At 62.3% G+C, this 23,382-nt stretch carries 23 protein-coding genes; 15 read left to right on the top strand and 8 right to left on the bottom strand.

Features of this window, described 5'->3' with window-relative positions; genetic code table 11:
• Window positions 1-64 precede the first annotated feature (64 nt).
• Both M728_RS24920 and M728_RS24925 read left to right on the top strand, forming a co-directional pair.
• Window positions 65-1,057, top strand: a complete 993-nt coding sequence (locus M728_RS24920) for a YihY/virulence factor BrkB family protein (protein WP_026621974.1) — start codon at window positions 65-67, stop codon at window positions 1,055-1,057.
• 134 nt (window positions 1,058-1,191) lie between these two features.
• The gene (locus tag M728_RS24925) at window positions 1,192-2,724 is read left to right on the top strand and encodes an amidase (RefSeq protein ID WP_198023413.1); all 1,533 of its coding nucleotides are present in this window, start codon (window positions 1,192-1,194) and stop codon (window positions 2,722-2,724) included.
• Window positions 2,725-2,750: 26 nt separating this feature from the next.
• Here M728_RS24925 and M728_RS24930 read toward each other — a convergent pair whose 3' ends face one another.
• The 4 genes from M728_RS24930 to M728_RS24945 all read right to left on the bottom strand — a co-directional run bounded on the left by M728_RS24930 (window position 2,751) and on the right by M728_RS24945 (window position 5,413).
• Window positions 2,751-3,125: a YbaN family protein gene (locus M728_RS24930; RefSeq protein WP_026621975.1), complete on the bottom strand. Its 375-nt coding sequence runs from the start codon at window positions 3,123-3,125 to the stop codon at window positions 2,751-2,753.
• A gap of 235 nt (window positions 3,126-3,360) precedes the next feature.
• The gene (locus M728_RS24935) at window positions 3,361-3,600 is read right to left on the bottom strand and encodes a 4-oxalocrotonate tautomerase family protein (protein WP_026621976.1); all 240 of its coding nucleotides are present in this window, start codon (window positions 3,598-3,600) and stop codon (window positions 3,361-3,363) included.
• 22 nt (window positions 3,601-3,622) lie between these two features.
• Window positions 3,623-4,336 carry an SDR family NAD(P)-dependent oxidoreductase gene (locus M728_RS24940; protein WP_026621977.1) on the bottom strand — a complete coding sequence of 238 codons (714 nt, stop codon included), beginning with the start codon at window positions 4,334-4,336 and terminating at the stop codon, window positions 3,623-3,625.
• A gap of 144 nt (window positions 4,337-4,480) precedes the next feature.
• Complete coding sequence (locus tag M728_RS24945; protein ID WP_026621978.1) at window positions 4,481-5,413, bottom strand: LysR family transcriptional regulator; 933 nt, start codon at window positions 5,411-5,413, stop codon at window positions 4,481-4,483.
• Window positions 5,414-5,620: 207 nt separating this feature from the next.
• Between M728_RS24945 and M728_RS24950 the strand changes: the two genes are divergently transcribed.
• The 7 genes from M728_RS24950 (at window position 5,621) to M728_RS24980 (ending at window position 13,312) form a co-directional block, all read left to right on the top strand.
• A complete protein-coding gene (locus M728_RS24950) occupies window positions 5,621-6,295 on the top strand; it encodes a type 1 glutamine amidotransferase domain-containing protein (RefSeq protein WP_026621979.1) in 675 nt (224 codons plus the stop codon).
• A 185-nt stretch (window positions 6,296-6,480) separates the two neighbouring features.
• Window positions 6,481-8,250 carry a cytochrome c biogenesis protein DipZ gene (locus M728_RS24955; protein WP_026621980.1) on the top strand — a complete coding sequence of 590 codons (1,770 nt, stop codon included), beginning with the start codon at window positions 6,481-6,483 and terminating at the stop codon, window positions 8,248-8,250.
• 330 nt (window positions 8,251-8,580) lie between these two features.
• Window positions 8,581-9,381, top strand: a complete 801-nt coding sequence (locus tag M728_RS24960; RefSeq protein WP_026621981.1) for an SDR family oxidoreductase — start codon at window positions 8,581-8,583, stop codon at window positions 9,379-9,381.
• A gap of 123 nt (window positions 9,382-9,504) precedes the next feature.
• Window positions 9,505-10,452: a GlxA family transcriptional regulator gene (locus M728_RS24965; RefSeq protein WP_026621982.1), complete on the top strand. Its 948-nt coding sequence runs from the start codon at window positions 9,505-9,507 to the stop codon at window positions 10,450-10,452.
• A 146-nt stretch (window positions 10,453-10,598) separates the two neighbouring features.
• The gene (locus tag M728_RS24970; RefSeq protein ID WP_026621983.1) at window positions 10,599-11,633 is read left to right on the top strand and encodes an alpha/beta fold hydrolase; all 1,035 of its coding nucleotides are present in this window, start codon (window positions 10,599-10,601) and stop codon (window positions 11,631-11,633) included.
• Window positions 11,634-12,091: 458 nt separating this feature from the next.
• Complete coding sequence (locus tag M728_RS24975; RefSeq protein WP_026621984.1) at window positions 12,092-12,508, top strand: organic hydroperoxide resistance protein; 417 nt, start codon at window positions 12,092-12,094, stop codon at window positions 12,506-12,508.
• A gap of 138 nt (window positions 12,509-12,646) precedes the next feature.
• Window positions 12,647-13,312, top strand: coding sequence for a VOC family protein (locus M728_RS24980; protein WP_026621985.1), 666 nt, complete (start codon window positions 12,647-12,649; stop codon window positions 13,310-13,312).
• Between the two features lie 272 nt (window positions 13,313-13,584).
• Here the strand turns inward: M728_RS24980 and M728_RS24985 are convergent, their stop codons facing one another.
• The 3 genes from M728_RS24985 to M728_RS24995 form a co-directional block, all read right to left on the bottom strand.
• A complete protein-coding gene (locus M728_RS24985) occupies window positions 13,585-14,907 on the bottom strand; it encodes an ATP-binding protein (protein ID WP_026621986.1) in 1,323 nt (440 codons plus the stop codon).
• Window positions 14,907-15,644, bottom strand: coding sequence for a response regulator (locus M728_RS24990; protein ID WP_026621987.1), 738 nt, complete (start codon window positions 15,642-15,644; stop codon window positions 14,907-14,909). Before M728_RS24990 ends, M728_RS24985 begins: the two co-directional genes overlap by 1 nt.
• 244 nt (window positions 15,645-15,888) lie before the next feature.
• Window positions 15,889-16,581 carry a winged helix-turn-helix transcriptional regulator gene (locus M728_RS24995; protein WP_026621988.1) on the bottom strand — a complete coding sequence of 231 codons (693 nt, stop codon included), beginning with the start codon at window positions 16,579-16,581 and terminating at the stop codon, window positions 15,889-15,891.
• A gap of 174 nt (window positions 16,582-16,755) precedes the next feature.
• Between M728_RS24995 and M728_RS25000 the strand changes: the two genes are divergently transcribed.
• Window positions 16,756-17,925, top strand: coding sequence for an acyl-CoA dehydrogenase family protein (locus tag M728_RS25000; protein ID WP_034884091.1), 1,170 nt, complete (start codon window positions 16,756-16,758; stop codon window positions 17,923-17,925).
• Window positions 17,926-18,085: 160 nt separating this feature from the next.
• Here the strand turns inward: M728_RS25000 and M728_RS25005 are convergent, their stop codons facing one another.
• Window positions 18,086-18,811, bottom strand: coding sequence for a class I SAM-dependent methyltransferase (locus M728_RS25005; protein WP_026620463.1), 726 nt, complete (start codon window positions 18,809-18,811; stop codon window positions 18,086-18,088).
• 295 nt (window positions 18,812-19,106) lie between these two features.
• Between M728_RS25005 and M728_RS25010 the strand changes: the two genes are divergently transcribed.
• From M728_RS25010 to M728_RS25030, 5 genes are read left to right on the top strand one after another with little or no spacing between them, the layout of a single operon-like run.
• Complete coding sequence (locus M728_RS25010; protein WP_026620464.1) at window positions 19,107-19,607, top strand: NADH-quinone oxidoreductase subunit J; 501 nt, start codon at window positions 19,107-19,109, stop codon at window positions 19,605-19,607.
• Window positions 19,607-19,909, top strand: coding sequence for an NADH-quinone oxidoreductase subunit NuoK (gene nuoK / locus M728_RS25015; protein WP_026615697.1), 303 nt, complete (start codon window positions 19,607-19,609; stop codon window positions 19,907-19,909). Before M728_RS25010 ends, nuoK begins: the two co-directional genes overlap by 1 nt.
• A 4-nt stretch (window positions 19,910-19,913) precedes the next feature.
• The gene (locus M728_RS25020) at window positions 19,914-21,377 is read left to right on the top strand and encodes a monovalent cation/H+ antiporter subunit D family protein (protein WP_026620465.1); all 1,464 of its coding nucleotides are present in this window, start codon (window positions 19,914-19,916) and stop codon (window positions 21,375-21,377) included.
• Window positions 21,374-21,628 (top strand): hypothetical protein, encoded by a 255-nt coding sequence (locus M728_RS25025; RefSeq protein ID WP_026620466.1) that lies wholly within the window; start codon window positions 21,374-21,376, stop codon window positions 21,626-21,628. The genes M728_RS25020 and M728_RS25025 overlap by 4 nt, the downstream gene beginning before the upstream one ends.
• The gene (locus tag M728_RS25030; RefSeq protein WP_026620467.1) at window positions 21,621-23,381 is read left to right on the top strand and encodes a Na(+)/H(+) antiporter subunit D; all 1,761 of its coding nucleotides are present in this window, start codon (window positions 21,621-21,623) and stop codon (window positions 23,379-23,381) included. The genes M728_RS25025 and M728_RS25030 overlap by 8 nt, the downstream gene beginning before the upstream one ends.
• The last annotated feature ends 1 nt before the right edge of the window (window position 23,382 follow it).

Consider the following 23,382-nt stretch of genomic DNA (forward strand, 5'->3'; position numbering starts at 1 on the left):
GTTATGCGCCCGCGCTGAAGGCGGGCGCTTGCTCAAGGGACAGAGACGTCCCCGGACGCAGAACATGAGCGCGAACGAGGCCGATTCTGCGGAAAGGCTGAAAGCCGCAGAGCCGGGAAGAGGGCGAGATGCCACCACGCCGGGAGAAATACCGGCGAAGGGCATGCGGGATGTTTTCTGGCGAATAATCGCCGAAATCTCCGAGGAGCGGGTGCCGCTCATTGCGGCAGGGGTAAGCTTTTATCTTCTCCTGGCGCTATTTCCCGCGCTGGCTGCGCTGGTCTCCGTCTACGGAATTGTCGCGGACCCCTCCGAGATCGGGACACATATGGGGACCGTGGGCGCGCTGCTGCCGCCCGAATCCTACAAGCTGATCATGGACCAACTGACTGCGCTGACAACTCAGAAGGCTTCCGCGCTTAGTATCGGCTTCTTCGTGAGTTTGCTGGTCTCGCTGTGGAGCGCGGCCAACGGTATTTCCGCGCTCTTCGACGCGATGAACGTTGCCTATGGGGAAGAGGAGAAGCGGGGGATCGTGTCGAGAACGCTGCTGTGCCTTGCCTTCACTTTTGCGGCGCTGCTGTTTGCAGTCGCCCTGATCGTGGCGCTCGGCGTCATTCCGGCTGTGCTGGCCTATCTGTGGCTGGATCGTTGGATCGAGGTCCTGACCAGGGTGGCGAGGTGGCCGGCAATCCTGTTCCTTGCGACCCTTGGCACGGTGCTCATCTATCGGTTTGGACCGAGCCGGGAGCGCGCGAAATTGCGGTGGCTGAACTGGGGCGCCGTCTTCAGCGCATTGTTGTGGCTCGCAGCTTCGTGGCTGTTTTCCCTCTATCTTGAGCATTTCGCCAACTACAACGCCACCTACGGTGCGCTCGGCGCGGTCGCCGGTCTCATGATGTGGGCGTGGATCTCGGTGATGATCCTCATCATAGGTGCGCTTCTCAACGCCGAACTCGAACACCAGACGGCCATCGATTCCACGACCGGAGAACCATTGCCGATGGGTGAGCGCGGTGCATACGTGGCTGACACCGTCGGCAAGGCGGTGGAATAAAAGATGGGTTCGACACGGCGCCTACGCAGTTGTTCCGTCGCACGCGGAGAAGTACCATAGCGCGATCGTCCCGTTGATTGCATTATTGCCTCTCGCACCGGAGAAGACGGCTTCCGGGGCTCGGAGGTTTGCCGTTGATCACGGAGTACGACGATCTTGACGGTCTGGGGCTGACAGAGCTGGTACGGGCGCGTTTGACGTCACCGCTGGAACTCGTCGAAACGGCTATATCGAGGATCGTGGAGCGGAACCCGGCGCTGAATGCGGTCATCGTGACCATGTTCGATGACGCGAGACAGGCGGCGCTTGAAGCCGATGTCGGCGCTCCATTTGCAGGCGTTCCCTTTCTCTTGAAAGACTTGCTCGCGACGGTGGCCGGCGTTCCGACCTCGAGCGGCAATCGTCTTTTGGCGAAGCGGCCAGCGGCGGGGGACTCCGAGCTCGTCAGGCGGTGGAAAAAGGCCGGACTGATCATCCTGGGGAAGACCAACACTCCCGAGTTCGGGCTGACGCCCTATACCGAACCCGAAAGCTTCGGACCGACGCTTAACCCTTGGGATATCGCCCGGACGCCCGGTGGTTCCAGCGGCGGTTCGGCCGCGGCGGTCGCGGCGCGCATGGTGCCGATTGCCTCGGCGGGCGATGGCGGCGGCTCCATCCGCATTCCTGCGTCCGCTTGCGGGCTCTTCGGCATGAAGCCGACACGCGGCCGCACCCCCGCCGGACCGTTTACCGGCGAGCCCTGGGCGGGCTTCGCCGTAGAGCATGTTCTTACCCGCTCCGTGCGCGATTCTGCCGCATTGCTCGACCTCACCCAGGGCGCGGATGTCGGCGCGCCCCATTATCTACCGTCCTTTCCAGGGTCCTTTCTCGAAGCGGTCGGACGGCCGCCGGAGAAACTGCGAATAGCGGTATCGGCGGCCCCTATGCTCGGCGGAAAAGTCGAAGTTGAGGTCCTTTCGGCCTTTTCCGATGCTGCAAGGTTATTGGAGGAACTGGGGCACGACGTGGTCGAGGCAGCGCCGCCGATCGAGGCCGAGGCGTTCTCGCTGTCATTCCTGACGGTGCTGGCTGCGGAAATGCGGGTCGATATCGAGGAAGCGGCCAGGACTGCGGGTGTCCCGATCCGCGCCGGGGACTTCGACGCATCGACATTCGGCATGGGGCTGCTCGGACAGGCGTCATCGGCAAGCGAACTCGCGGCCGCGCTGCGCTATCTGAAGCTCGCGGCCAGAGGCGTGTCGGCATTCTTTGCGAACTACGACGTGCTGATGACACCGGTGCTCTCCCGTGTCCCTCCCCCGACAGGAGCGTTTCAGCCGACCGCAAGCGAAAAGCGGATCATCCGCGCGATCGGACGCGTGAGTGCCGGGTGGCTTTTGAAAAAGCTGGGCATCGCCGGACGCCTCGCCGCGGAGACGTTCAGCTTCATCCCTTGGACTCCCGTCTTCAACGTGACCGGCCAGCCCGCCATGTCAGTGCCGCTATTCTGGTCAGCGAGCGGTCTTCCCATCGGCATGCATTTCGTCGGGCGTTTTGCTGGCGAGGCGACCCTGTTTCGATTGGCTGGACAGCTTGAAAAGGCAAAGCCTTGGGTCAATCGCAAGCCGCCGGCTTGTGCTGCTCCGATCACGCCTGGCGCCGGCACCCTGGCAGACCTGTCTTGATGCTCGTCGGCCTTCGCAAGATCGCCCTACTTGGGTGGTTCAGGTTGAGAGACGATGAAGGCGCCGGTGCCGAGCATGATCGCCGCCACCGCAGTTGCCATTGGCGCCGACGGCTCCAGCCGGAGCCAGAAGAACGCGAAACCAAGACCTATGAGCGATATCGCCCATCGCTTGGCGCGCCGGGATATCGCACCATGCTGGCGCCAGTCCCACAGCGGACGTCCGAATAGCGGGTGGTCGATCAGCCATCGTTCGAGACGCGGCGAGCAGCGGGAAAACAGCCATGCGGCGAGAAGCAGAAACGGTGTCGTCGGCAGCATCGGCAGAAAAATGCCGGCGATTCCGAGACCGACCATCGTCCAGGCGAGACCGAGAAGAACGAGGCGCATGGAAAGGTTCACTTCCCCTCTCCTCAGGGCAAATCAGGAACCCGCGGGAGATTTCGGTCCAAGGCAATAACGAAATAGCATGCGCGTGTAAACAGATCCACCGAGCCGGGAGAACCGATGGCGCGGCCACTGGCGATTTTGCCGGCGTTACGATCGCCGGAGGATGCCGCGCTTTGTCACCTGTAAGGAACCCAATATAGCGATGCCGCCCGCCGGTTTGTAGGCGACCGGCGGCAGGGTTGGCGAGTTAGAGCTTCGCCGCCGCGGCGCGCTGTCGGCGATATTGCACCGCCGGAAGCCCGCCCCAGCCCCAATTGTCGAGATCGACCTCCTCGATGACCACAAAGGTCGATTCAAGCGGCTTGTTCAGGACGTTGAGCAGAAGCTCGCTGACCCCCTTGATGATCGCAGCCTTTTCCTCGGCCGTGACCGAATTGCGGTCGGGAGCGGTTCCTTCGCGGGTAACCTGTACAGTTACGATAGGCATTGCAGTCTCCTTTGTCAGAGTTTCACCACCGACCGGCGTTCTGGCCGCCATCGACGTGGAGGATCTCGCCGGTGACGAAGCCGGCCGTTTCGAGATAGAGGACGGCGTCGACGATATCGCGAATTTCGCCCATTCGGCCGACCGGGTGCAGTCCGGAGAGCGCCGAATGCGTTTCGGCCGGATGCAACGGCGTCTTGATAATCCCAGGGGAGACCGCGTTCACGCGAACGCCGCTCTTCGAGAACTCCATCGCCAGTGACTTGGTCACCGCGTTCAGGCCACCCTTGGTCAGGGAGGCGAGCGCGGATGGCATGCCGACCATCGGCTGATCGACCAGGCTGGTGGTGATGCTGACGATATGGCCCGAGCCCTGCTTCAGCATCTCGGCAGCGGCGCGTTTAGTGATGTGGAAGAAGCCGGCCACATTGACTGCAAGATTGTGGTCATAGTCTTGCTCGGTCATTTCGATGAACGGTTTGGCCAAGAAGACGCCGGCATTGTTCACCAGAGAGTCGATGCGGCCGAACCGCTCGAGCCCCTCGCGGACGATCCGCTCGGCGGTCTCCGGCATGCTGATGTCGCCCGGCACCGTGTGGATATCCGGGTCGGCGTTCGGCTTGATGGACCGGGAAGTGGCGACAACGCGGTAATTCCGGTCACGGTAAGCGCGAACCAATCCGGCGCCGATGCCTTGCGACGCGCCGGTGATAATGACGACCTTCTGTTCGGTACTCATGATATGGATCCTTTCTCGATTGCAGCGGCCGCCTTCTCCGCGTCCGTCCTCCGCCCTCGGCGGTGGTGCAATCGAAATTAAATCCATGCGGGTTTTGAGAGAATTGTCGGTTTGTGGCAGGCACTCCACCGAATAGCGGTATAATCAATAGAGCGTGCCGGCCTCGGCTGCCAAGCGCGCAAATTCGGAGCGCAGACGCGGCGCGGCGTAGTCGACGAAGGCGCGCACTTTCGGCACCGACATGCGGCCCTGCGGTGCGAGCATATGCGCCGGCAGGGGCGGATGCTCGGCATCGGCGAGCACGATCTCGAGGCGCCCGTCTTTCACATACTCTGAGACGTGGTACGAATAGAGCCTGGTCAGACCGCGCCCGGCAGCGGCCGACGCGGCGGCAGCGCGCACGCTGTTGACGATGCATCTCGGCGTAAATTGAACGCTCCGGGGAATGGACGCGCCTTTCGCCGGCGTGAAGCTCCAGGAATCGAGGCCAAAGTTTGTGAAGGCCACGATCTGGTGTTTAGCAAGATCTGCCGGCTCTTCGATGCGGGGATGACTGGCGAGGTATCGAGGAGAGGCGACCACGACGCGCCGGACGTCGCCACCAAGCCGGGTAGAGATGAGTGACGAATCCGCCAGGTGCCCGATGCGCAGGGCAATATCGACGCCTTCATCCACCAGATTGACGAAGCGATCGAGAAGGAGAAGCCGGGCCGATACAGTTGGGTAGAGGTCGAGGAAGTCGTCCAGGATGGGCCGAAGTACCTCTTCCCCGAGGATCGGCGGCGCCGAAATCGTCAACATGCCACGTGGAGCCGCGCGTTCGCCGCCGGCGAGCATGTCGGCCTCCTCGAGATCGATCAGCACCCGCCGACAGGCGGCCGCATATCGTTGGCCGGCCTCGCTGAGCTTGAGCGTGCGGGTCGTCCGGTGCAGCAACTCGACGCCGACATGGGCTTCCAGTAAACTCACCGCTCGACTGACAGCGGTCGGCGATCGCTTCAGCCGGCGAGCTGCTCCGGCGAGGCTGCCCTCGTCGATGGCCGTCACGAACACCTTCATTGCATCGATGCGATCCATTTATTCTGCCGCCTTTCGGGATGGTGACTGCCGGACAGCAAGTATTCACCCGAAAACGGCACCAGGTAAATATGGCGACAAGGCAGCAGTGGCCGGCGATCCGCCGAAGGCCTCGGTCATATAGGGCCGCGGCCCGAGATTAGGCTGCGTTCGAGAATCCCCCGGCGATCCCGCTTTTTGGAAACGCCTCAACGAAGGAGAATGACCATGAAAATCCTGATGGTTCTGACTTCGCATGACCGACTCGGCAATACGGGCAAGCCAACTGGCTTCTGGCTCGAGGAGTTCGCGGCGCCCTATTACGAATTCAAGGATGCCGGCGCAGAGGTCACACTCGCCTCGCCCAAAGGCGGCCAGCCGCCCATCGATCCCAAGAGCGACGAGCCGGGCAACCAGACCGCGGCGATGGAGCGCTTCAAGAATGATCCCGCAGCCCAGGAGGAACTGGCGAATACGGCAAGGCTCGCCGACGTCACGGCGGACAGCTTCGACGCAGTCTTCTATCCTGGCGGCCACGGTCCGCTGTGGGACCTCGCCAACGACCGGGACTCGATTGCCCTGATCGAGGGGTTCTACAACGCCGGCAAGCCGGTCGCGGCCGTCTGCCATGGCCCGGCTGTCCTGCGCGAGGTAACCTATCAGGGAGAGCCCATCGTCAAGGGAAAGCGCGTCACCGGCTTCACCAATTCCGAGGAGGAAGCAGTGCAATTGACCGAGGTCGTGCCCTTCCTCGTCGAGGACGAGTTGAAGCGTCTCGGCGGCCGCTATGAAAAGGCTGGCGATTGGGCCGATTTCACCGTCGTCGACGGCCGGTTGATCACGGGCCAGAACCCGTCTTCGTCCACTTCTGCCGCGAGGGAACTACTCAAGCTTCTGCAGTAGTTCTCCGACGGCACCGGTTCGCCGCACACACGGCAACGCCAGGAGGCCCAGCCGGCCTCCTGCACTTTGATACAGATTCCCTTGGGAGAGGACACAAGCGAGATACCTCTCTCTGGTCCCATGCCGCGCACATCAAGCGCGACCAACGCAGCAAAAACGCGTTGGTCCACTGCAGAGGGACGACGATGATCCTTTTCATTATTACCTACATCGCGGGTGCGCTGACCATTGTCAGCCCCTGCATCCTTCCTGTCCTGCCCTTCGTCTTTTCTCGGGCTGGCCAGCCATTCACGACAAGCGTCCTTCCAATGCTTCTCGGCATGGTCGTGACATTCGCGGGCGTCGCAACGCTCGCCGCCTTGGGCGGAGACTGGGCCGTGCGGGCGAATGAGTTCGGCCGCCATGCGGCGATCGCACTGCTCGCCGTCTTCGGCGTTACTCTGCTTTCGACTCGGATCGCGGCCATGGTCACCCGTCCGGCAGTCGCGCTTGGCAACCGGCTCTCGCAAAGGGCGGCCGGGCAGGAGGCTGGTGTTGGAGCATCTCTGCTTCTCGGCGCTGCGACCGGGCTTCTTTGGGCACCCTGCGCGGGTCCGATTCTGGGGCTGGTCCTGACCGGCGCCGCGCTCCACGGTGCCAATGTCGGAACGACGCTCCTGCTCACGGCCTACGCCGCGGGCGCGGCAACCTCGCTGGCGATTGCGGTACTCGCTGGAGGAAGAGTGTTCGCGGCGATGAAGCGATCGCTCGGGCTTGGCGAGCGGCTGCGACAGGGCCTTGGCGTCGCCGTGCTTGCGGGCGTTGCTGCGATTGCGCTCGGCCTCGACACAGGGCTTCTCGCTAGACTGTCCTTTGCGGGCACAACGACCATCGAGCAGTCGCTTCTGGACCGCCTAAGCGGCAACTCCGTCGGAGCGGCCGGCGCAGCGGCGATTAACCGCGTGGCGCCCGCCGCCAATGATGCGCCGCGAGCATTCAAAAGCAACCTGCCGGTTGAGGGCACCCTCCCGCCGCTCGACGGCGCCGTGGAGTGGTTCAATTCCGCGCCGCTGACGGCAGAGCAGCTTCGCGGCAAGGTCGTGCTCGTCGATTTCTGGACCTACTCCTGCATCAATTGCATCCGAACGATCCCCTATGTTCGCGCCTGGGCGGAAAAGTACCGGGATCAGGGCCTGGTCGTGATCGGCGTCCATGCCCCCGAATTCGCTTTCGAGAAGCGGATCGACAACGTGAAGCGGGCGGTACGGGATTTTGAAATCGGCTATCCGGTCGCGATCGACAACGACTTCGCGATCTGGCGCGCTTTCGGCAACAGTTACTGGCCGGCCCATTATTTCATCGATGCGGAAGGACGGATCAGGCACCATCACTTCGGTGAGGGTGATTATGAGACGTCCGAGCGGGTCATTCAGGAACTGCTGGCGGAAGCGGCAGGCAGCCGCAGGACTGACGGCGGTGTTGTTAAGCCCGACGCGAAGGGCGCCGAAGCCGCTCCTGATTTCGCCAATCTCCAGTCCGGCGAGGATTATGTCGGCTACATGCGTGCCGGAAACTTCGCGTCGCCCGAGGGTGTCTCCGCCGATGAAGCGCGCGACTATACCGTCGGAAGGCCGCGGCTCAATCAATGGGGTCTCGCCGGCAACTGGACAATCGGAGCCGAGCAGGCAACGCTCAATCAGGCCGGCGGAGCGATCACCTACCGGTTCAGCGCGCGCGACCTGCACCTTGTTCTTGGACCGGGAGCAAAAGCCGGGAAGGTGCGCTTCCAAGTTGCAGTCGACGGAGTCGCCCCGGGTCCGGATCACGGTTCGGACATCGACGCCGGAGGCAACGGAACGGTGACCGAGACGCGCCTCTATCAGCTTGTGCGCCAGTCAGGAGAGGTGCGGGAGCGGACGTTCGAGATCCGCTTCCTTGATCCAGGTGTCGAAGCCTTTGTTTTCACATTCGGATGAGCGGCGCGCCGTCTGATCTGGTCCGGATCGCCGGCAGCAAAAGGGAGAGTTCGATGCGCATTCTCATGACGTTCGTTGCAGTGGTCGCGCTCGCCGCTGCGCCTGCGCCTGGGACAGGGATCCACGGGATCCGCCCGCAATCGCGGCGCTCTTCGCCGGGCCGACGCCTCCGGCTGATGCGCCCTCCGCTCGGGTCGCGCCGGCGTTGGACATACCAACCCCGCTGCCCTGAATGACCGGAATGTCCTAAAGTGCCGGATATACGACATTTGAGACATGGCGGTTTCACTCTAGTATGGAGGCTCCAAATCCAACGGAATGGAGCCTCTCATGACCCAACACTCGAAAGGTACCGCGCTGATTACCGGCGCTTCCTCCGGCATCGGTGCGATCTATGCCGATCGCCTGGCGCGCAGGGGATATGATCTGATCCTCGTCGCCCGCAACCAGGCCCGCCTCAATGAACTGGCCAAGCGTCTTACCGACGATACCGGTCGCGCCATCGAAGTCGTTGCGGCGGACCTCGGCAACAAAGCCGATCTCCACCGCATCGAGAAGGTGCTTCAGACCGATGCCGGCATCACCATGCTGGTCAACAATGCCGGTGTCGGCGCGACCGCTCCGCTGCTCGCGTCCGACGTCGACAAGATGGAAGAGATGATCACGCTGAACGTCAACGCGCTGACGCGGCTGACCTACGCAGCGGTCCCCGGTTTCGTTTCGCGCGGGGGCGGCGCGATCATCAACATCGCTTCGATCGTCGGTATCGCGCCGGAAGTGCTGAACGGTGTCTACGGCGGCAGCAAGGCCTTCGTGCTCGCCTTCACCCTGTCGCTGCAGAAGGAGCTCGCCGACAAGAACATCCGCATCCAAGCCGTTCTCCCGGGTGCGACGGCGACCGACTTCTGGGGCACTGCCGGTACGCCCCTGGAGCATGTGCCAAGTGAGATCGTCATGCCCGCCGAGGACATGGTGGACGCCGCCCTCGCCGGCTTCGATTTCGGCGAACAAATCACCATTCCCTCGCTCCCGGACGCAGCCGATTGGCAGGCTTACGAAGCGGCGCGACAGAAGCTCATCCCGCACCTCTCCCTGAGCGCACCCGCCGCGAGATATCGGGTCGCAGAGTAACGCTGCTCTCGAAGAGCAGTCGGGCGGCGCGCGCCCTCGGGCGCGTCCCGCCTCCGCATCATAGGGATTTATATCATGGCGCAAATATCCTATACCCAGTAATTCCGGACAGGGATTTGCCCCATGCATCTGATCGGCTTTGTCGTATTTCCAAAATTCCAACTGATGGGCTTCGCTGCAGTTACCGCCTTCGAGATGGCCAATTTGGCGCTCGGAGAGCCGGCTTACGAGGTAGAGCTCCTTTCGGAGTTTGGCGGCGAGGTCAAGTCGTCCGCCGGTTTCGGTGTGATCACGAAAGCGCTTGACGACACGTGCTACGATACCGTGATGTTCGGGGCCGGCGCGACGATCGAGCCGATGACGCCGGGATTGATCGAATTCGCGCGCCACACGCTTGTAACCTCGCGGCGGGTGGCAGCGCCGTGTACCGGTGCCTTCGTCCTTGCGGAATCGGGCCTACTCGACGGGCGCCGGGCGACGACGCATTGGGCCTTTGCGCGCCAATTGCAGGAGCGATTCCCGGCGGTGAGGGTGGAGGAAGACCGCATCTTCATCGTCGACGGCAGCGTGTGGACGTCGGCTGGTATGACGGCGAGCATCGACCTCGCGCTCGCGATGATCGAGAAGGACCACGGCCAGAACGTCGCCCGCTCGGTCGCCCGCAAGCTCGTCGTCTATCATCGGCGTGCCGGCGGCCAATCGCAGTTTTCCGCATTGCTCGAGCTCGAGCCGAAGTCGGACCGGATCCAGAGATCGATCGACTATGCCAAGGCCAACCTTCGCGGTGTGTTGTCGGTGGAAGAGCTGGCCGATGCGGCGGGCTTGAGCGCGCGCCAGTTCAGCCGGGCATTTCGGGCCGAGACGGGACAGTCGCCCGCCAAGGCAGTGGAGAACCTGCGCGTGGAGGCGGCGCGGCTGATGATGGAGCAGGGCCGCCATTCCATGGACGTGATCGCGGAGGAAACCGGTTTTGCCGATCCCGATCGCATGCGTCGGGCCTTTCTTCGCACACTCGGACAGCCTCCGCAAACAATCCGGCGGAATGCGCGCGAGAGCGCGTCCGCGCCATAAAGATTAAAGCACTGGGGAATTGTAACTCACTGTATCGAGCGCCTTGATCCCTACACAGGCTTTCAATGTCCGTCCGGCGACGTCACAGTCGCGATACATGGATATCGCATTCCAGGATTGTGTTTCACATAGTCCGGAGACGATCGATGATTGGGGAAATCAATCTGCCGCGGCGGCGGTTCATGGGCGTGGCGGCGCTGACGGCCGCTGCCGCGCAACTCGGTATGATGGGCGCAGCGCGAGCGCAATCGGCCATTCCGGCGATCACGCTGGGGACGAACACATCCTTCGCCTCCATCAAGCAGGTCGACGCGGGTGTCCTGAACGTCGGCTACGCCGAGCTGGGCGCGGACGATGCGCCTGTGGTCGTCCTGCTGCACGGCTGGCCCTACGACATCCACACCTACGTCGATGTGGCGCCGCTGCTGGCGGCGGCTGGCTATCGCGTTATCGTTCCCTATCTGCGCGGCTATGGCACGACGCGCTTCCTTTCGCCCGATACTCCGCGCAATGGCCAGCAGTCGGCGATTGCCGCCGACATCATCGCCTTGATGGACGCGCTCCGGATCGAGAAGGCCGTTATCGCCGGATGCGATTGGGGGGCGCGGACCGCCAACATCATTGCCGCGCTCTGGCCGGAGCGCTGCAAGGCCATGGTTTCCGTGAGCGGCTATCTCATAGGCAGCCGTGAAGCCAATAAAAAGCCCTTGCCGCCGAAGGCCGAACTTGCCTGGTGGTACCAGTTCTATTTCGCCACGGAGCGCGGGCGCGCGGGCTACGAACAGAACCGCAATGAATTCGCGAGACTCATCTGGCAGCTCGCGTCGCCGAAATGGAACTTCGACGACGCCGCGTTCGATCGCAGCGCGGCCGCTTTCGAGAACCCGGATCACGTCGATATCACGATCCACAACTACCGCTGGCGGATTAGTCTCGCCGAGGGCGAGCGCAAATACGACGAGCTGGAAGAGCGGCTCGCCAAGTTCCCGCTGATCAGCGTGCCGACGATCACGCTGGAGGGCGATGCCAATGGCGCCCCGCATCCAGAGCCTGCAGCCTATGCCAAGAAGTTCTCGGGCAAGTACGAGCATCGGCTGATCACGGGCGGCATCGGCCACAACCTTCCCCAAGAAGCGCCGCAGGCCTTCGCCCAGGCGGTGATTGACGTCGATCGTTTCTGATCACTTTTGCCGCGCAGCACGGTCGCCTCCTTTCAGGCGCGCCGGGATCGCAGTAGACTTCTACAGCGCCGCGCGTCTTATCAGACGCGCAAAGGTCGCTGTAGCACTTGGAGTTGCTGCATGTCTCCTTAAATCGAGGTCGATTTAAGGAGACATGCAGTAGAGCGCGTCCGCGTTCACCAATGCGCGACGCGTTTTAGATTTTTGTTTTCATGCATCTCGTGTTCAAAGCGCGACGCACTTTTGCGCCCCCATGCGCTTTGCTCTGCGCTTTCACGCGTCGCTTGTGACAGCGCTTTCGTATCGCAGTGTGTCCGTTCCGCATTTTGCCAGCATTCGCTTACTTTTTCGCCCGGTCACGAAACATTCCATACACGTGCGGAGCGGCATGTGTGCCTCGACCGTCGGACAAGCCAATTGGGCCTCGGCGTCATCAACTCTGTCGAAGGAAGGACACCATGACCGAGATCGAAAAGGTACTTTACACCGGCAAGACGCACACCACCGGTGGCCGTGAAGGCGCATCCCGCAGTTCTGACGGGCGCCTGGACATCAAGCTTTCCTCACCCGGCAGCTCGAAGCCCGGGACAAACCCAGAGCAACTCTTCGCAGCCGGCTGGTCGGCCTGCTTCATCGGGGCCATCGGACTGGCGGCCAGTGAGCGGAAGATAACACTTCCGGCCGATCTGGCGGTGGATGCCGAAGTGGATCTTCGCAACAGTGCCGGCGCCTATTCGCTGCAGGCACGGCTCAATGTGAGTATGCCGGGCATCGACCGCGACACGGCACAGGCGCTGGTCGAAAGGGCGCATCAGATCTGTCCTTATTCCAAGGCGACGCGCGGCAATATCGAGGTCGCAATCAACATCGTTTGACACTGAAGAAGATGCCCCGGCCGGACGAATTTCGGTCGGGGCGGACAGCCGGCGATTTTCGCTCCCAAGGCAGCGTTCAGATCGCGGCACGCCAATTTGCACCGGCGCATTGCGCCTCCCAAACTCAAGGAGAAAAGCATGACCACTGCAATCAACAGCGAAAAAGCGCGGCCGATCAACATGAAGCTCGAGGTTATCGTCGTCCCGGTGTCGGATGTCGACCGCGCCAAGGAATTCTACGCAAGCCTCGGCTGGCGGCTCGATGCCGATTTTGCCGGCGATGACGGCTACCGCGTGATCCAGTTCACTCCGCCCGGTTCCGGCGCCTCGGTCATCTTCGGAAAGAATGTGACCGACGCGGAACCGGGCTCCGCGCAGGGGCTGTACCTCATCGTTTCCGATATAGAGGCTGCCCGCGAGGACGTGCGTCGCCGCGGCGTCGCCATCAGCGAAGTATTCCATGCGGGCGACGTACACGCCGGTGACGACGAGCCCTATCTCTTTGGCCGGCTCCGGGTTGGCGGTGCTGATCCCGAGCACCGGAGCTACCGTTCCTACGCGTCGTTCAGCGATCCGGATGGCAACGGATGGCTTTTCCAGGAGGTCACCACGCGATTGCCCGGGCGGATTGACGCGAGCACCACGACGTTCGCGTCGGTCGCTGATCTCGCGAGCGCGTTCCGCCGTGCCGAGGCCGCCCATGGCGAATATGAGAAGCAACTCGGCCGCAGGGACGAGGACTGGCCGACCTGGTACGCCGAGTACATGATCCGCGAGCAGACCGGCGAGCCGCAGCCGGCGTAAGCGGCGACTGCATAAATGCATGCCAGAGCAGGGCGGCCAGGCTGCCCTGCCGTGTTTGGGGGCACTACAGCGCCGTGCGTCTTTTCAGACGCACAAAGGATGCTGTAGCACTTTGAATTGCTGCATGTTTTTGTCCTTAAATCGGGTACGTTTCAAGGAAACATGCAGTAAAGCGCGTCGCGTTCAATCGAATTCATGCGACGCCCTTTAGGGTCCTTGTTTTTGCGCATGTCGCTGTCCCAAAACCGCTGCACACTTTTGGGCGACATGCACTATTGGCGCAGCGCGATTTCCGCCACAAGGCCGCCGCCGTCGCGATTGCGCAAGGTGAGCGTGGCGCCGATCGCGGTCGCGAGCTGTTGGGCGATCGCGAGCCCGAGACCCGTCCCGCCCGTGTCGCGGTTGCGCGACTGCTCCAGGCGGAAGAAGGGTTGCAGGACCGCCTGCAACTGGCTGTCCGGGATGCCCGGACCGCGATCAAGCACCCTTATGAATACGGTGCCGTCGCGGCGCTGAACCTCGATTTCCGCACTGCCGGCGAATTTCAGCGCATTGTCGATCAGGTTGGTGAGTATCCGCCTCAACGCGTGCGGCCGGGTCACGACTGCGCCGCCGCCCAATTCGCCGATCGTGACCGCCTTGCCGGTGTCCTGATAGTCATAGGCCAGACTTTCGATGAACGAGGCGAGATCGACGCGGGTGGCCTTTTCGGCATTGCCGTGGGCGCTGCGTGCATAGGCGACCCCTTCCTTGACGAGACGCTCGACTTCGCCGAGGTCCTGGACCAGCTTGTCCCTATCGATGGAATCTTCGGCCATTTCGGCGCGGAGCTTCATGCGGGTGATCGGTGTTTGCAGATCATGCGAGATCGCCGCGAGGATCTGCACGCGCTCTTCGAGGTATTGTGCGATACGATCCCGCATCGCATTGAACGCCGTTGCCGCATAGGCCACTTCCGTCGGCCCGGTCTCGCTGAGACGCGGCGTGTTGCTGTTCGGGTCCAGCGTGTCGGCGGCGCTCGCCAGGTTGGCAAGAGGACGGATGGCCTGGCGCATGGCGAACCAGCTGCACAATACCAACAGCGAAAGCTGCGCAATGAGCACGTAGGGCAGCCAGTCGGCCACCGGCATGACGCCCCGCGGCGTGACGTCAATAGTCAGTGGTTCGCCGTCGCTCAAGCGAAGATGCGCCTGAAGATGGCGGGCTGCTCCCGGGATCGACTGAACCTCGATCGGGTATTTTGCGCCTATTGCTGCCTGGATCTTGGAGGCGACCTCGGCGTCGGCCGGAGCGAGTACAGGATTGCCGGGGAGCCCCGGCCCCAGAACGAACCGGTAAGAGCCGCGAGCAAGTCGATCGAGCCAGGCGGCACGTTCGGCAGCGGGGAGCCGGTCGAGGATGGCGATCGATGTCGCGACGTCGGTTTCGAGCGTATTGAACATCACCGATCTGGCCGCGACGTAGCGCTCGGAAAACAGCACTGCGAACGACATGGCGTGCGCCATCGCCAGACCGGCAAGAAGAATAATGAATAGCCGCGCCCTGAGTGTGCGAGGCCATAGACGAATTCCTTTGATTGGTGCGGCCGTCGCCATCAGCGCGGCTCCACGATTTCCACCGGCATGGAAAAGACATAGCCTTCGCTGCGGACGGTCTTGATATAGGTCGGCTCCCGGGCATCGTCGCCGAGGCGCTGACGGACCCGACTGACGAGGAGATCGATGGAGCGGTCGAAGAGCTCGGCATCGCGTCCCTGCGTCAGGTTGAGGAGCTGATCCCGGTTGAGCACGCGTTGGGGGTGGTCGATGAAGACGCGCAGAAGGCGGTATTCTGCGCCGCTGAGCGCAATCACCGTGCCGTCGGAGTCGACGAGATGCCGTGCCGTCGTGTCGAGTTTCCATTTGCCGAAACGCAGCAACTGACCGGCCTCCGAGATCTGCAAGTTTGGCGGCAGCATTCGCGTGCGGCGGAGAACGGCCTTGATGCGGGCAAGCAGTTCGCGCGCCGAAAACGGCTTGGCGAGATAGTCGTCGGCCCCCATTTCGAGGCCAATGATGCGGTCCATCTCGTCCGTGCGGGCGGTCAGCATGACGATCGGCGTGGCCTTGTGCCCGCCCGCGCGCAACTCGCGGCTCAGCACAAGACCGTCGTCGCCCGGCATCATGATGTCGAGAATGATAAGGTCGACGGCATTGGCCTCGAGAAATGCGCGCATCTGTCGACCGTCGGGCACAGCGGTGACGCGCAGACCATTCTTTTTCAGATAAGCCGATACGAGCTCCCGGATTTCGCGGTCGTCATCGACGATCAAGATGTGGTCGATGTGCTCCATTTCGCGATCTCCTCGCTCTGAATTGTAAGTCGATTATCAAAAACAATTAGGGGCCTTCGGCAAGCGATGTCCCGCCGATGTAGCCTTCGTATGTCGTAAGTCATCCAGACCTGTATTTGAATGTAACCGCTGCCCGGTCGAATACATTTCGATACAAATGGGCGTCGGGTTCATGCTCGAGCGAGTAGACGGTTGCGAAAATCTTGGAGAGACGTGGGATGCGGGGCACCCCCAGCGCACGTCGTCATTGAACGCGGCGGGGGACCTTGGCAAAGATGCTGAGGCCGAGCCAATCTTGCATCGGTTCCGCTATCTTGCGATCGCCCTCGACATCCAAGGTGCCGGCCGCGACCTCGTCCTTGACGGTCGTGAGGCCCATCCAGATCGCCGTCATCGTGCGCAGTGAGGTCGTGACGACGAGATCGATTTCATAACCCGGATCGAAATTGCAGACGTCCACGGTGCCGTCTTCGACCACCAGCCACCACGCCCGCCGACCCGCCGGCAGCTCGGGATACAGAAATTGAATCGCTGAGCGCCGCCGGGGCAGATGATCGGTCTGAACATTGCGGCGGATGTCCCACATCAGCAGCGAGGGGTCGAGATTCTTGAGCGAGAGCCGCGATTCGATCCAGCGCTGCGCCCAATTTCCCAGCCCGATGATCACCGGCCTGAGCTCTTCGCCCGCTTCCGAAAGACGATATTTGGTCGCGCCGTTGTCCAGCCGTTCGACGGCAATGACGCCGGCCTGTTGGAGTTCCTTCAGCCGCTTGGAAAGAAGGGCAGGCGAGATCTTTGGAAGTCCGCGCCGGAGTTCATTGAAGTGGGTCGAGCCGCACAGCAACTCCCTCACGATCAGCGTGGTCCATCGTGAGCAGATTATCTCGGACGCCATGGATACGGGGCAAAACTGCCCATAGCCGCCGTGGTCCTGCATGTCCGCATTCCCCATTGTCCCCTGATCATGCGGCACTATATGCCAGATCGTCCGGGCCGCCAATTGCACGGCGGCGACGTCACGGTTCCTTCGCGCCGGTACATTTCCTGAACTAGTGGCCGCTTCCGACATCATGCACACTGGCGATCGTCAGGTGTAAATGGAGGAATGAACATGCACGCTTCGACGAATGCCGCAGCCGTCGTGGAGGAGGATGACGGTCGCACCTCGCGCTCCGTCAGGATCGCCAGCCGATTGGTTCCGACCCTTGAAGGAAACGCCGCGTCGGCAGACGAGACAGACGACTTCGTGCGCGAAAACTATGCGCTGCTGAAGGAATCCGGTCTCGTGGAGGCCGGAGTTCCCGGCGAGCTCGGCGGGGGCGGCGCGGATCTCGAAGAGCTTGCGGCCATGCTCAGGACGCTCGCGCACGCCTGCGGATCGACGGCGCTCGCCTTCGCCATGCACACCCATCAGGTCGCTATTCCCGCTTGGCGCTGGCGGCACCAGGGTGTCGCCGCGGTCGAACCGCTGCTCAAAAGGGTGGCACAGGAACGCATCATCCTTCTTTCCAGCGGCGGATCGGACTGGATCGGCGGCTCCGGCCGCGCTGAGAAGGTAGATGGCGGCTACCGCATCACCGCGCGAAAGGCGTTTACCTCGGGAGCGGAGGCCGGCAACATTCTGATGACGGGGGCGATTCACGAAGATGAGGACGGCCAACGCAAGGTCATCCATTTCGGCGTGCCGATGACTGCGCCGGAGGTAAGGATAGAGAACACCTGGCGCACGCTGGGCATGCGCGGCACAGGCTCGAACGACGTGGTCATCGACAAGCTGTTCGTCGCCGACGGCAGCGTTGCGTTTTCGAGGACGGCCGGCGAGTGGCATCCCGTGTTTCAGATCATCGCGACGATCGCCTTTCCATTGATTTACGCGGTCTATCTGGGGATTGCGGAAAGCGCCCGTGACATCGCGATTGAGATGGCCCGCAAGCGACCCGCGGCGGAGCATTTGCTGCATCTGGCCGGCCGCATGGACACCAGCCTGCGGGCGGCGCAGCTTGCCCATCGCTCGATGATCGAGACCGCTCAACGGAACGAACCGTCGGCAGATAGCGTCAACGAGGTGATGATCGGCCGGGCACTGGTCGCACGCCATGCGATAGAGGCGACGGAGCTGGCGATGGAACTTGCCGGCGGCGCGGCCTTCTATCGCTCCGCCGGGCTCGAGCGGCGCTTTCGCGACATCCAGGGCGCCCGCTACCATCCGCTTCAACCGGCCGCACAAGCGCGCTATGCCGGCGCGATGGCGCTCGGACAATCCGTCGCGGAGATATTCTGAACCATAGGGCTGCCGGCCGGCGCTGGCAGCCAGACGGAACCGGGGAGTCGATCGCGGCTACAGCGCCGTGCGTCTTTTCAGACGCACAAAGGACGCTGTAGCACTTTGAATTGCTGCATGTTTTTGTCCTTAAATCGGGTACGATTTAAGGAAACATGCATTAGGCCGATCTGACGAGAAAGATCATGTCCTCGGATGTCGTCCCGTCAAATGGCCCCGACTCCCAATCGCCGTAAACCGCCTGCACCTTCAGGCCGCTTCGCAGCAGGCGGTCCTCGATCTCCGATCGTGTCAGGCAACGGAGTTCACTGTAGGAAACGAGCTTCTTGTCGGGAAACAGGTAGTGCGTTCCGAACGCGATACGGTCCCCCTCCTTCTTCAACACCCGGCGGGACTGATGAATGATCGTGTCATCTGTTCTGAGCTCAAAGTCCCGGTTCCATCTCACCGGCCAGTCAATGGCCGGGTTTCGGCTCTCGAAGGCGATTAATCCATCGTCGGCGAGGTGCGCCCGCATGGTCGCGAACGTCGCCAGAATGTCGGTGTCGGTCAGAAAGACCTGAAAGGCGTTGCCCGTCATGATGATCAGGTCGAACTTCTTCTCCGATCGGAATTCTTGAGCGCTCGCCTCGATCCATTCAACCTCGGAGCCATGCGGCTTGCGCTTGGCGACGTCGAGCATGGCCTTTGCCGGGTCTACGCCGGTGACGTCGTGACCCAGTGCGGCGTAGGCATCGCATAGGAGCCCGGTCCCGCAGCCGAGATCGAGAATCCGCCTAGGAGAGCTGCCGGCGAGGGCCAGATAAAAGTCGCGGTCGATCGACCAGCCGCTGGTGAGGTCGTAAATCTCGGCGAGTGAGGGCTCTTCATATTGGCGATCAGGCATATGACTTCCCTAGCGGGCAAAGGCCGCATACGGATGTACAATCTCCAATACGTCAGAATTTACAGATACACATTTCTTGCGTGTTCCGAAACGATACCCGGTGCGATCAAAGAGCACGCTTCGCGGACTGCTTCCGCCGTGTTCACGCCGGCCTGGCTTTGCTCCGCCTCCGACAATAATCTTGTGAAAAATCCGATACTAGGGCACAATTTATAACTGCACCCGAAGTGCGGAACTAGCTCGTATCCGGCCGCCTCGCGCCGAGTGACAGTTCGCGTGGGAGGGGTCGGCGTCGATGGATCAGGGGTTCTTTCTTCTGTTCGCTACGGTGTCCGTGATCACCGCCGTGATGGTTGTCGTGGCGCGCAATCCGGTTCACAGCGCATTGGCGTTGATGGCGTGTTTCCTGCAGATCTCCGCAATCTTCGTCCTGCTCGACGCGCCGTTGCTCGCGGTCATCCAGATCTTCGTCTATGTCGGCGCGATCATGGTCCTCTTCCTGTTCGTGATCATGATGATCGACGTGCGCGAAGCGGTGTTGCAGCGGTTCCTGCCGGGCGGCAACTTGCCGGCTCTGGTGCTGCTGGTCGTGCTCGGGGCCGAGATGTTTTTTCTGGTGTTTTGGAGCGATCGCTTCTCGGCCACGCAACCCGTCGCCGTCAGCGGCGGGGATCAGATCAGGGCGCTCAGCACGACGCTTTTCGCCGACTATCTCCTGCCGTTTGAAGTCGCATCCGTCATCCTGCTCGCAGCCCTTGTCGGCGCCATCGTGCTGGCACGGAAGGAGTCCGGGTGATGGTGCCGCTCTGGTCGTACATTCTGCTCGGCGTGGTCCTCTTCGTGATCGGAGCGGCAGGCGTGTTGCTCAGGCGCAATATCCTGGTCGTGCTGATGTCGCTGGAGTTGCTGCTCAACTCGGTCAACATCAACTTCATCGCCTTCGGGCGTCACTATGACGATTTCCGCGGGCAGATCTTCGCGATCTTCGTCATTGCGATCACTGCGGCGGAGGTTGCCGTCGCCCTCGGCATCCTTGTCGCCCTCGTGAGGAACAAGTCCACCCTCAAGGTCGACGATGTGACCATGATGAAAGGATAGCGGCTTGGACCCGGTGACATCAATCCGGCCCCTGCTTGCCATCGCCGTCGCGGGTCTGGCGGCACTGACAATTCTCCTCCTACACAATCGCGAGAAGCTCCGCGATCTCGTCTCCCCGGCGGCGGCGATCGTGATGTTCGCGATTGTCGCCTCCATGGCGCCCACGGTACTTTCGGGCGGGACCGTCGATTTGCGCCTGTTCGAGATACTGCCGGGCGTCGATTTCGCCTTCAGGGCCGATGCGCTCGGCATGGTGTTCGCCACTGTCTCGTCGCTTCTATGGATCGTGGCCGCGGTCTATTCCATCGGCTACATGCGGCACTTGCACGAGCACGCGCAGACACGGTTCTTCGCCTGCTTCGCGACCAGTCTCGCGGCCGCCGTCGGGGGCGCCTTCGCCGCCAATCTGTTCACGCTGGTCATATTCTACGAGGTGCTGAGCCTGGTTACCTATCCGCTCGTCTACCACCACGAGGACGAGGAGGGCTGGACCGGCAGCCGCAAATATCTCGTCTATTTGATGGGGGCCTCGAAGAGCGCGCTTCTCGCCGCGCTGGCACTGACCTATCAGATCGCCGGGTCACTCGATTTCGTGGCCGGGGGCCTGCTTGCGGGCGTCGACGCCTCGGCGGCGCTGCTGACGGCCGTCTACTTCTGCTATCTCTTCGGCTTCGCCAAGGCCGCGGTGATGCCGATGCATGCGTGGCTTCCCGCCGCGATGGTGGCGCCGACACCGGTAAGCGCGCTCTTGCATGCGGTGGCCGTGGTCAAGATGGGCGTCTTCTGTGTTCTCAGGGTCGTGTTCGATGTCTTCGGCGTCGGGCTGGTCGGGAAGCTTGGGCTCGGCATAGCCACAGCCTATCTGGTCTCCTTCACGATCCTGATGGCGTCGATCTACGCGCTCACGCGGGACGATCTCAAAGCCAGGCTCGCCTATTCGACCGTCAGCCAGCTCTCCTACATCGTGCTTGGCGCGGTTCTGTTGTCGCCGGTCGCGATGGTCGGCGGGATCATCCATATTGCGGCGCATGCATTCTCCAAAATCACGCTCTTTTTTTGCGCCGGCTCGATCTATTGCGCGTCGGGAAAGCGCAACATCAGCGACATGGCCGGCATCGGCCGCAGGCTGCCCTGGACGATGGGCGCATTTTTCGTCGCGTCGCTCAGCATGATCGGGATCCCGCCGACCGCGGGCTTCGTCAGCAAGTGGTATCTGGCACAGGGCTCGGTGGAGGCGGGGCAGGTGGCGTTCCTGGCCGTGCTGCTTACGAGTTCGATCCTGAACGCCGCCTATTTCCTGCCGGTCAGCTATGCCGCCTTTTTCGAGGCGGAGCCCGAGGAGAGCCGGGCGGCGGTCCGTGAAATCCCGATGGTCACGATCCCGCTGGTGGCGACCGCCATCCTGTCGGTGCTGATGGGCATCTTCCCCGGCTATTTTCTCACGCTCGCGGATGGAGTGGTCAGATGATCAAGCGTATCGTCGACTTCTTTGGTGACGAGGAATATGCGAGGCGGCGCCACCGGCTGTTCTATCTGGTGCTCGTTCTGATCGTCGCCGCCGACTTCGCGGTCCCGCGCGAGCACGCCGAATATCTGTGGGAGCGCCTGCCGGGCTGGTCTGCCGTCTACGGCTTCGGCTCCTGCGTGCTGCTCATCTTCGTCTCCAAGTTTCTCGGCCATCAGGGCGGGTTGATGCGGCGCGAGGACTATTATGACTGACTTCATCCATCCGGCCCTGATCTTCATTCTCGGCGCTTTGCCGATCCCCTTTCTTTCTGGGACGGTCCGCAAGACCTATCTGGTCGTCGTCCCGTCGCTGGCGATCCTCGCTGTACTCACGATGCAGCCGGGCAGCTATGGCGCGATGGAGTTCATCGGCCAGAACCTCCAGATTGCGAAGGTCGACAAGCTGAGCATCGTCTTCGCCACCGTCTTCACCATGATGGCGCTGATCGGCACGGTCTATGCGCTGCACCTGAGGGAAGCCGGCCAGCACGTGGCGGCCTTCCTTTATGTCGGCAGCGCGCTTGGTGTGGTGTTCGCCGGCGACTACCTGACGCTCTACCTGTTCTGGGAAGGCATGGCGTTCGCCTCTGCCTATCTGGTCTTTGCCCAAGGCGGAGAGCAGGCGATCCGCGCGGCCTTCCGCTATCTGATGGTCCATATCACCGGCGGCCTTGCCCTGCTCGGCGGCATCCTTCTCCATGGAGCCGCTACCGGCTCGCTGCTTTTCGGCCCGATCGAGGGGGGAATGGGTGCGGGCACCTACCTGATCCTCGCCGGGTTCCTGCTGAACGCGGCGGTGCCGCCGCTCAATGCATGGCTAACCGACGCCTATCCGGAGGCGACCGTCACCGGCGCGGTGTTCATGAGCGCCTTCACCACCAAGACGGCCGTCTACGTGCTGGCGCGGGCGTTTCCGGGCGTCGAGCTTCTGGTCTGGCTCGGCACCGTGATGGCGCTCTACGGCGTCATCTACGCTGTGTTGGAAAATGACTGTCGGCGGCTGCTTGCCTATCACATCGTCAGCCAGGTTGGCTACATGGTGGCGGGCGTCGGCATCGGCACCGAGCTGGCGGTGAACGGATCGACCAGCCATGCCTTCGCCCATATCCTTTACAAGGCGCTCCTGTTCATGGGCGCCGGGGCGGTGATCTATGTCACCGGCCGGCGCAAGCTCACCGAGCTCGGCGGGCTCTACAAATCGATGCCGATCACCGTGGCGCTCTACATGATCGGCGCCTTCGCAATATCCGCATTTCCGTTCTTCTCGGGCTTTGTCAGCAAGTCGATGGTGGTTGCGGCCGCCGGGCAGGATCATCGGGCGTTGGTGATGCTGGCGTTGACCATGGCCTCGTCGGGGACCTTCCTGCACACCGGGCTCAAGCTGCCCTATTACATGTTCTATGGCACCGACCGGGGGCTCGTGGCACGCGAGCCGCCCGGCAACATGCTGGTTGCGATGGGCATGGCGGCGGCGCTCTGTATCGCGATCGGGGTGTTCCCCGGGCCGCTCTACGCGCTTCTGCCGTATCAGGTCGACTTCGAGCCCTATACGGGTGCCCACATCACCGAGAGCCTCGGAATCCTGATGTTCACCGCATTGGGCTTCGCCGTTTTCCTGAGAGCGCTCGATCCCGAAAACACGATCAGCATCGACACCGACTGGTTCTATCGCAAAGGTGCGCGGTACTTCATGTGGCTCGCCGAAAGGCCGCTTGCGCGCTACGAGAAGGCGGTGAGCGGCGTGTCCGAGACAGCGGTGCTGCCCTTCCTGCACGGCTCGGCGCGGGCGGGGCTCAGGCTCGATCTCGGCGGTGTCGATGGCGTCGTGAACGGGATTGCTCGTTCGATCCTCGACGGCGGCGGGGTGCTGCGGCGGTTGCAGACCGGTGTGGTCACCCACTACGCGCTGGCGATGATCGCCGGTCTGAGCGCGGCAATCGTCGTTTTCGCCGTGGTCTGGCGGTGAG

It is taken from the genome of Ensifer sp. WSM1721, assembly GCF_000513895.2.
GTDB lineage: Bacteria > Pseudomonadota > Alphaproteobacteria > Rhizobiales > Rhizobiaceae > Sinorhizobium.

Coding starts and splice junctions, on each gene's coding strand:
- M728_RS25000 (WP_034884091.1), top strand. CDS start 16,756: ATGCACGCTTCGACGAATGCCGCAGCCGTCGTGGAGGAGGATGACGGT.
- M728_RS25030 (WP_026620467.1), top strand. CDS start 21,621: ATGACTGACTTCATCCATCCGGCCCTGATCTTCATTCTCGGCGCTTTG.
- M728_RS24960 (WP_026621981.1), top strand. CDS start 8,581: ATGACCCAACACTCGAAAGGTACCGCGCTGATTACCGGCGCTTCCTCC.
- M728_RS24940 (WP_026621977.1), bottom strand. CDS start 4,336: ATGAGTACCGAACAGAAGGTCGTCATTATCACCGGCGCGTCGCAAGGC.
- M728_RS24935 (WP_026621976.1), bottom strand. CDS start 3,600: ATGCCTATCGTAACTGTACAGGTTACCCGCGAAGGAACCGCTCCCGAC.
- M728_RS24950 (WP_026621979.1), top strand. CDS start 5,621: ATGAAAATCCTGATGGTTCTGACTTCGCATGACCGACTCGGCAATACG.
- M728_RS24990 (WP_026621987.1), bottom strand. CDS start 15,644: ATGGAGCACATCGACCACATCTTGATCGTCGATGACGACCGCGAAATC.
- nuoK (WP_026615697.1), top strand. CDS start 19,607: ATGGTGCCGCTCTGGTCGTACATTCTGCTCGGCGTGGTCCTCTTCGTG.
- M728_RS24975 (WP_026621984.1), top strand. CDS start 12,092: ATGACCGAGATCGAAAAGGTACTTTACACCGGCAAGACGCACACCACC.
- M728_RS24970 (WP_026621983.1), top strand. CDS start 10,599: ATGATTGGGGAAATCAATCTGCCGCGGCGGCGGTTCATGGGCGTGGCG.
- M728_RS25010 (WP_026620464.1), top strand. CDS start 19,107: ATGGATCAGGGGTTCTTTCTTCTGTTCGCTACGGTGTCCGTGATCACC.
- M728_RS25005 (WP_026620463.1), bottom strand. CDS start 18,811: ATGCCTGATCGCCAATATGAAGAGCCCTCACTCGCCGAGATTTACGAC.
- M728_RS24965 (WP_026621982.1), top strand. CDS start 9,505: ATGCATCTGATCGGCTTTGTCGTATTTCCAAAATTCCAACTGATGGGC.
- M728_RS24985 (WP_026621986.1), bottom strand. CDS start 14,907: ATGGCGACGGCCGCACCAATCAAAGGAATTCGTCTATGGCCTCGCACA.
- M728_RS24945 (WP_026621978.1), bottom strand. CDS start 5,413: ATGGATCGCATCGATGCAATGAAGGTGTTCGTGACGGCCATCGACGAG.
- M728_RS24955 (WP_026621980.1), top strand. CDS start 6,481: ATGATCCTTTTCATTATTACCTACATCGCGGGTGCGCTGACCATTGTC.
- M728_RS24980 (WP_026621985.1), top strand. CDS start 12,647: ATGACCACTGCAATCAACAGCGAAAAAGCGCGGCCGATCAACATGAAG.
- M728_RS24995 (WP_026621988.1), bottom strand. CDS start 16,581: ATGCAGGACCACGGCGGCTATGGGCAGTTTTGCCCCGTATCCATGGCG.
- M728_RS25025 (WP_026620466.1), top strand. CDS start 21,374: ATGATCAAGCGTATCGTCGACTTCTTTGGTGACGAGGAATATGCGAGG.
- M728_RS24920 (WP_026621974.1), top strand. CDS start 65: ATGAGCGCGAACGAGGCCGATTCTGCGGAAAGGCTGAAAGCCGCAGAG.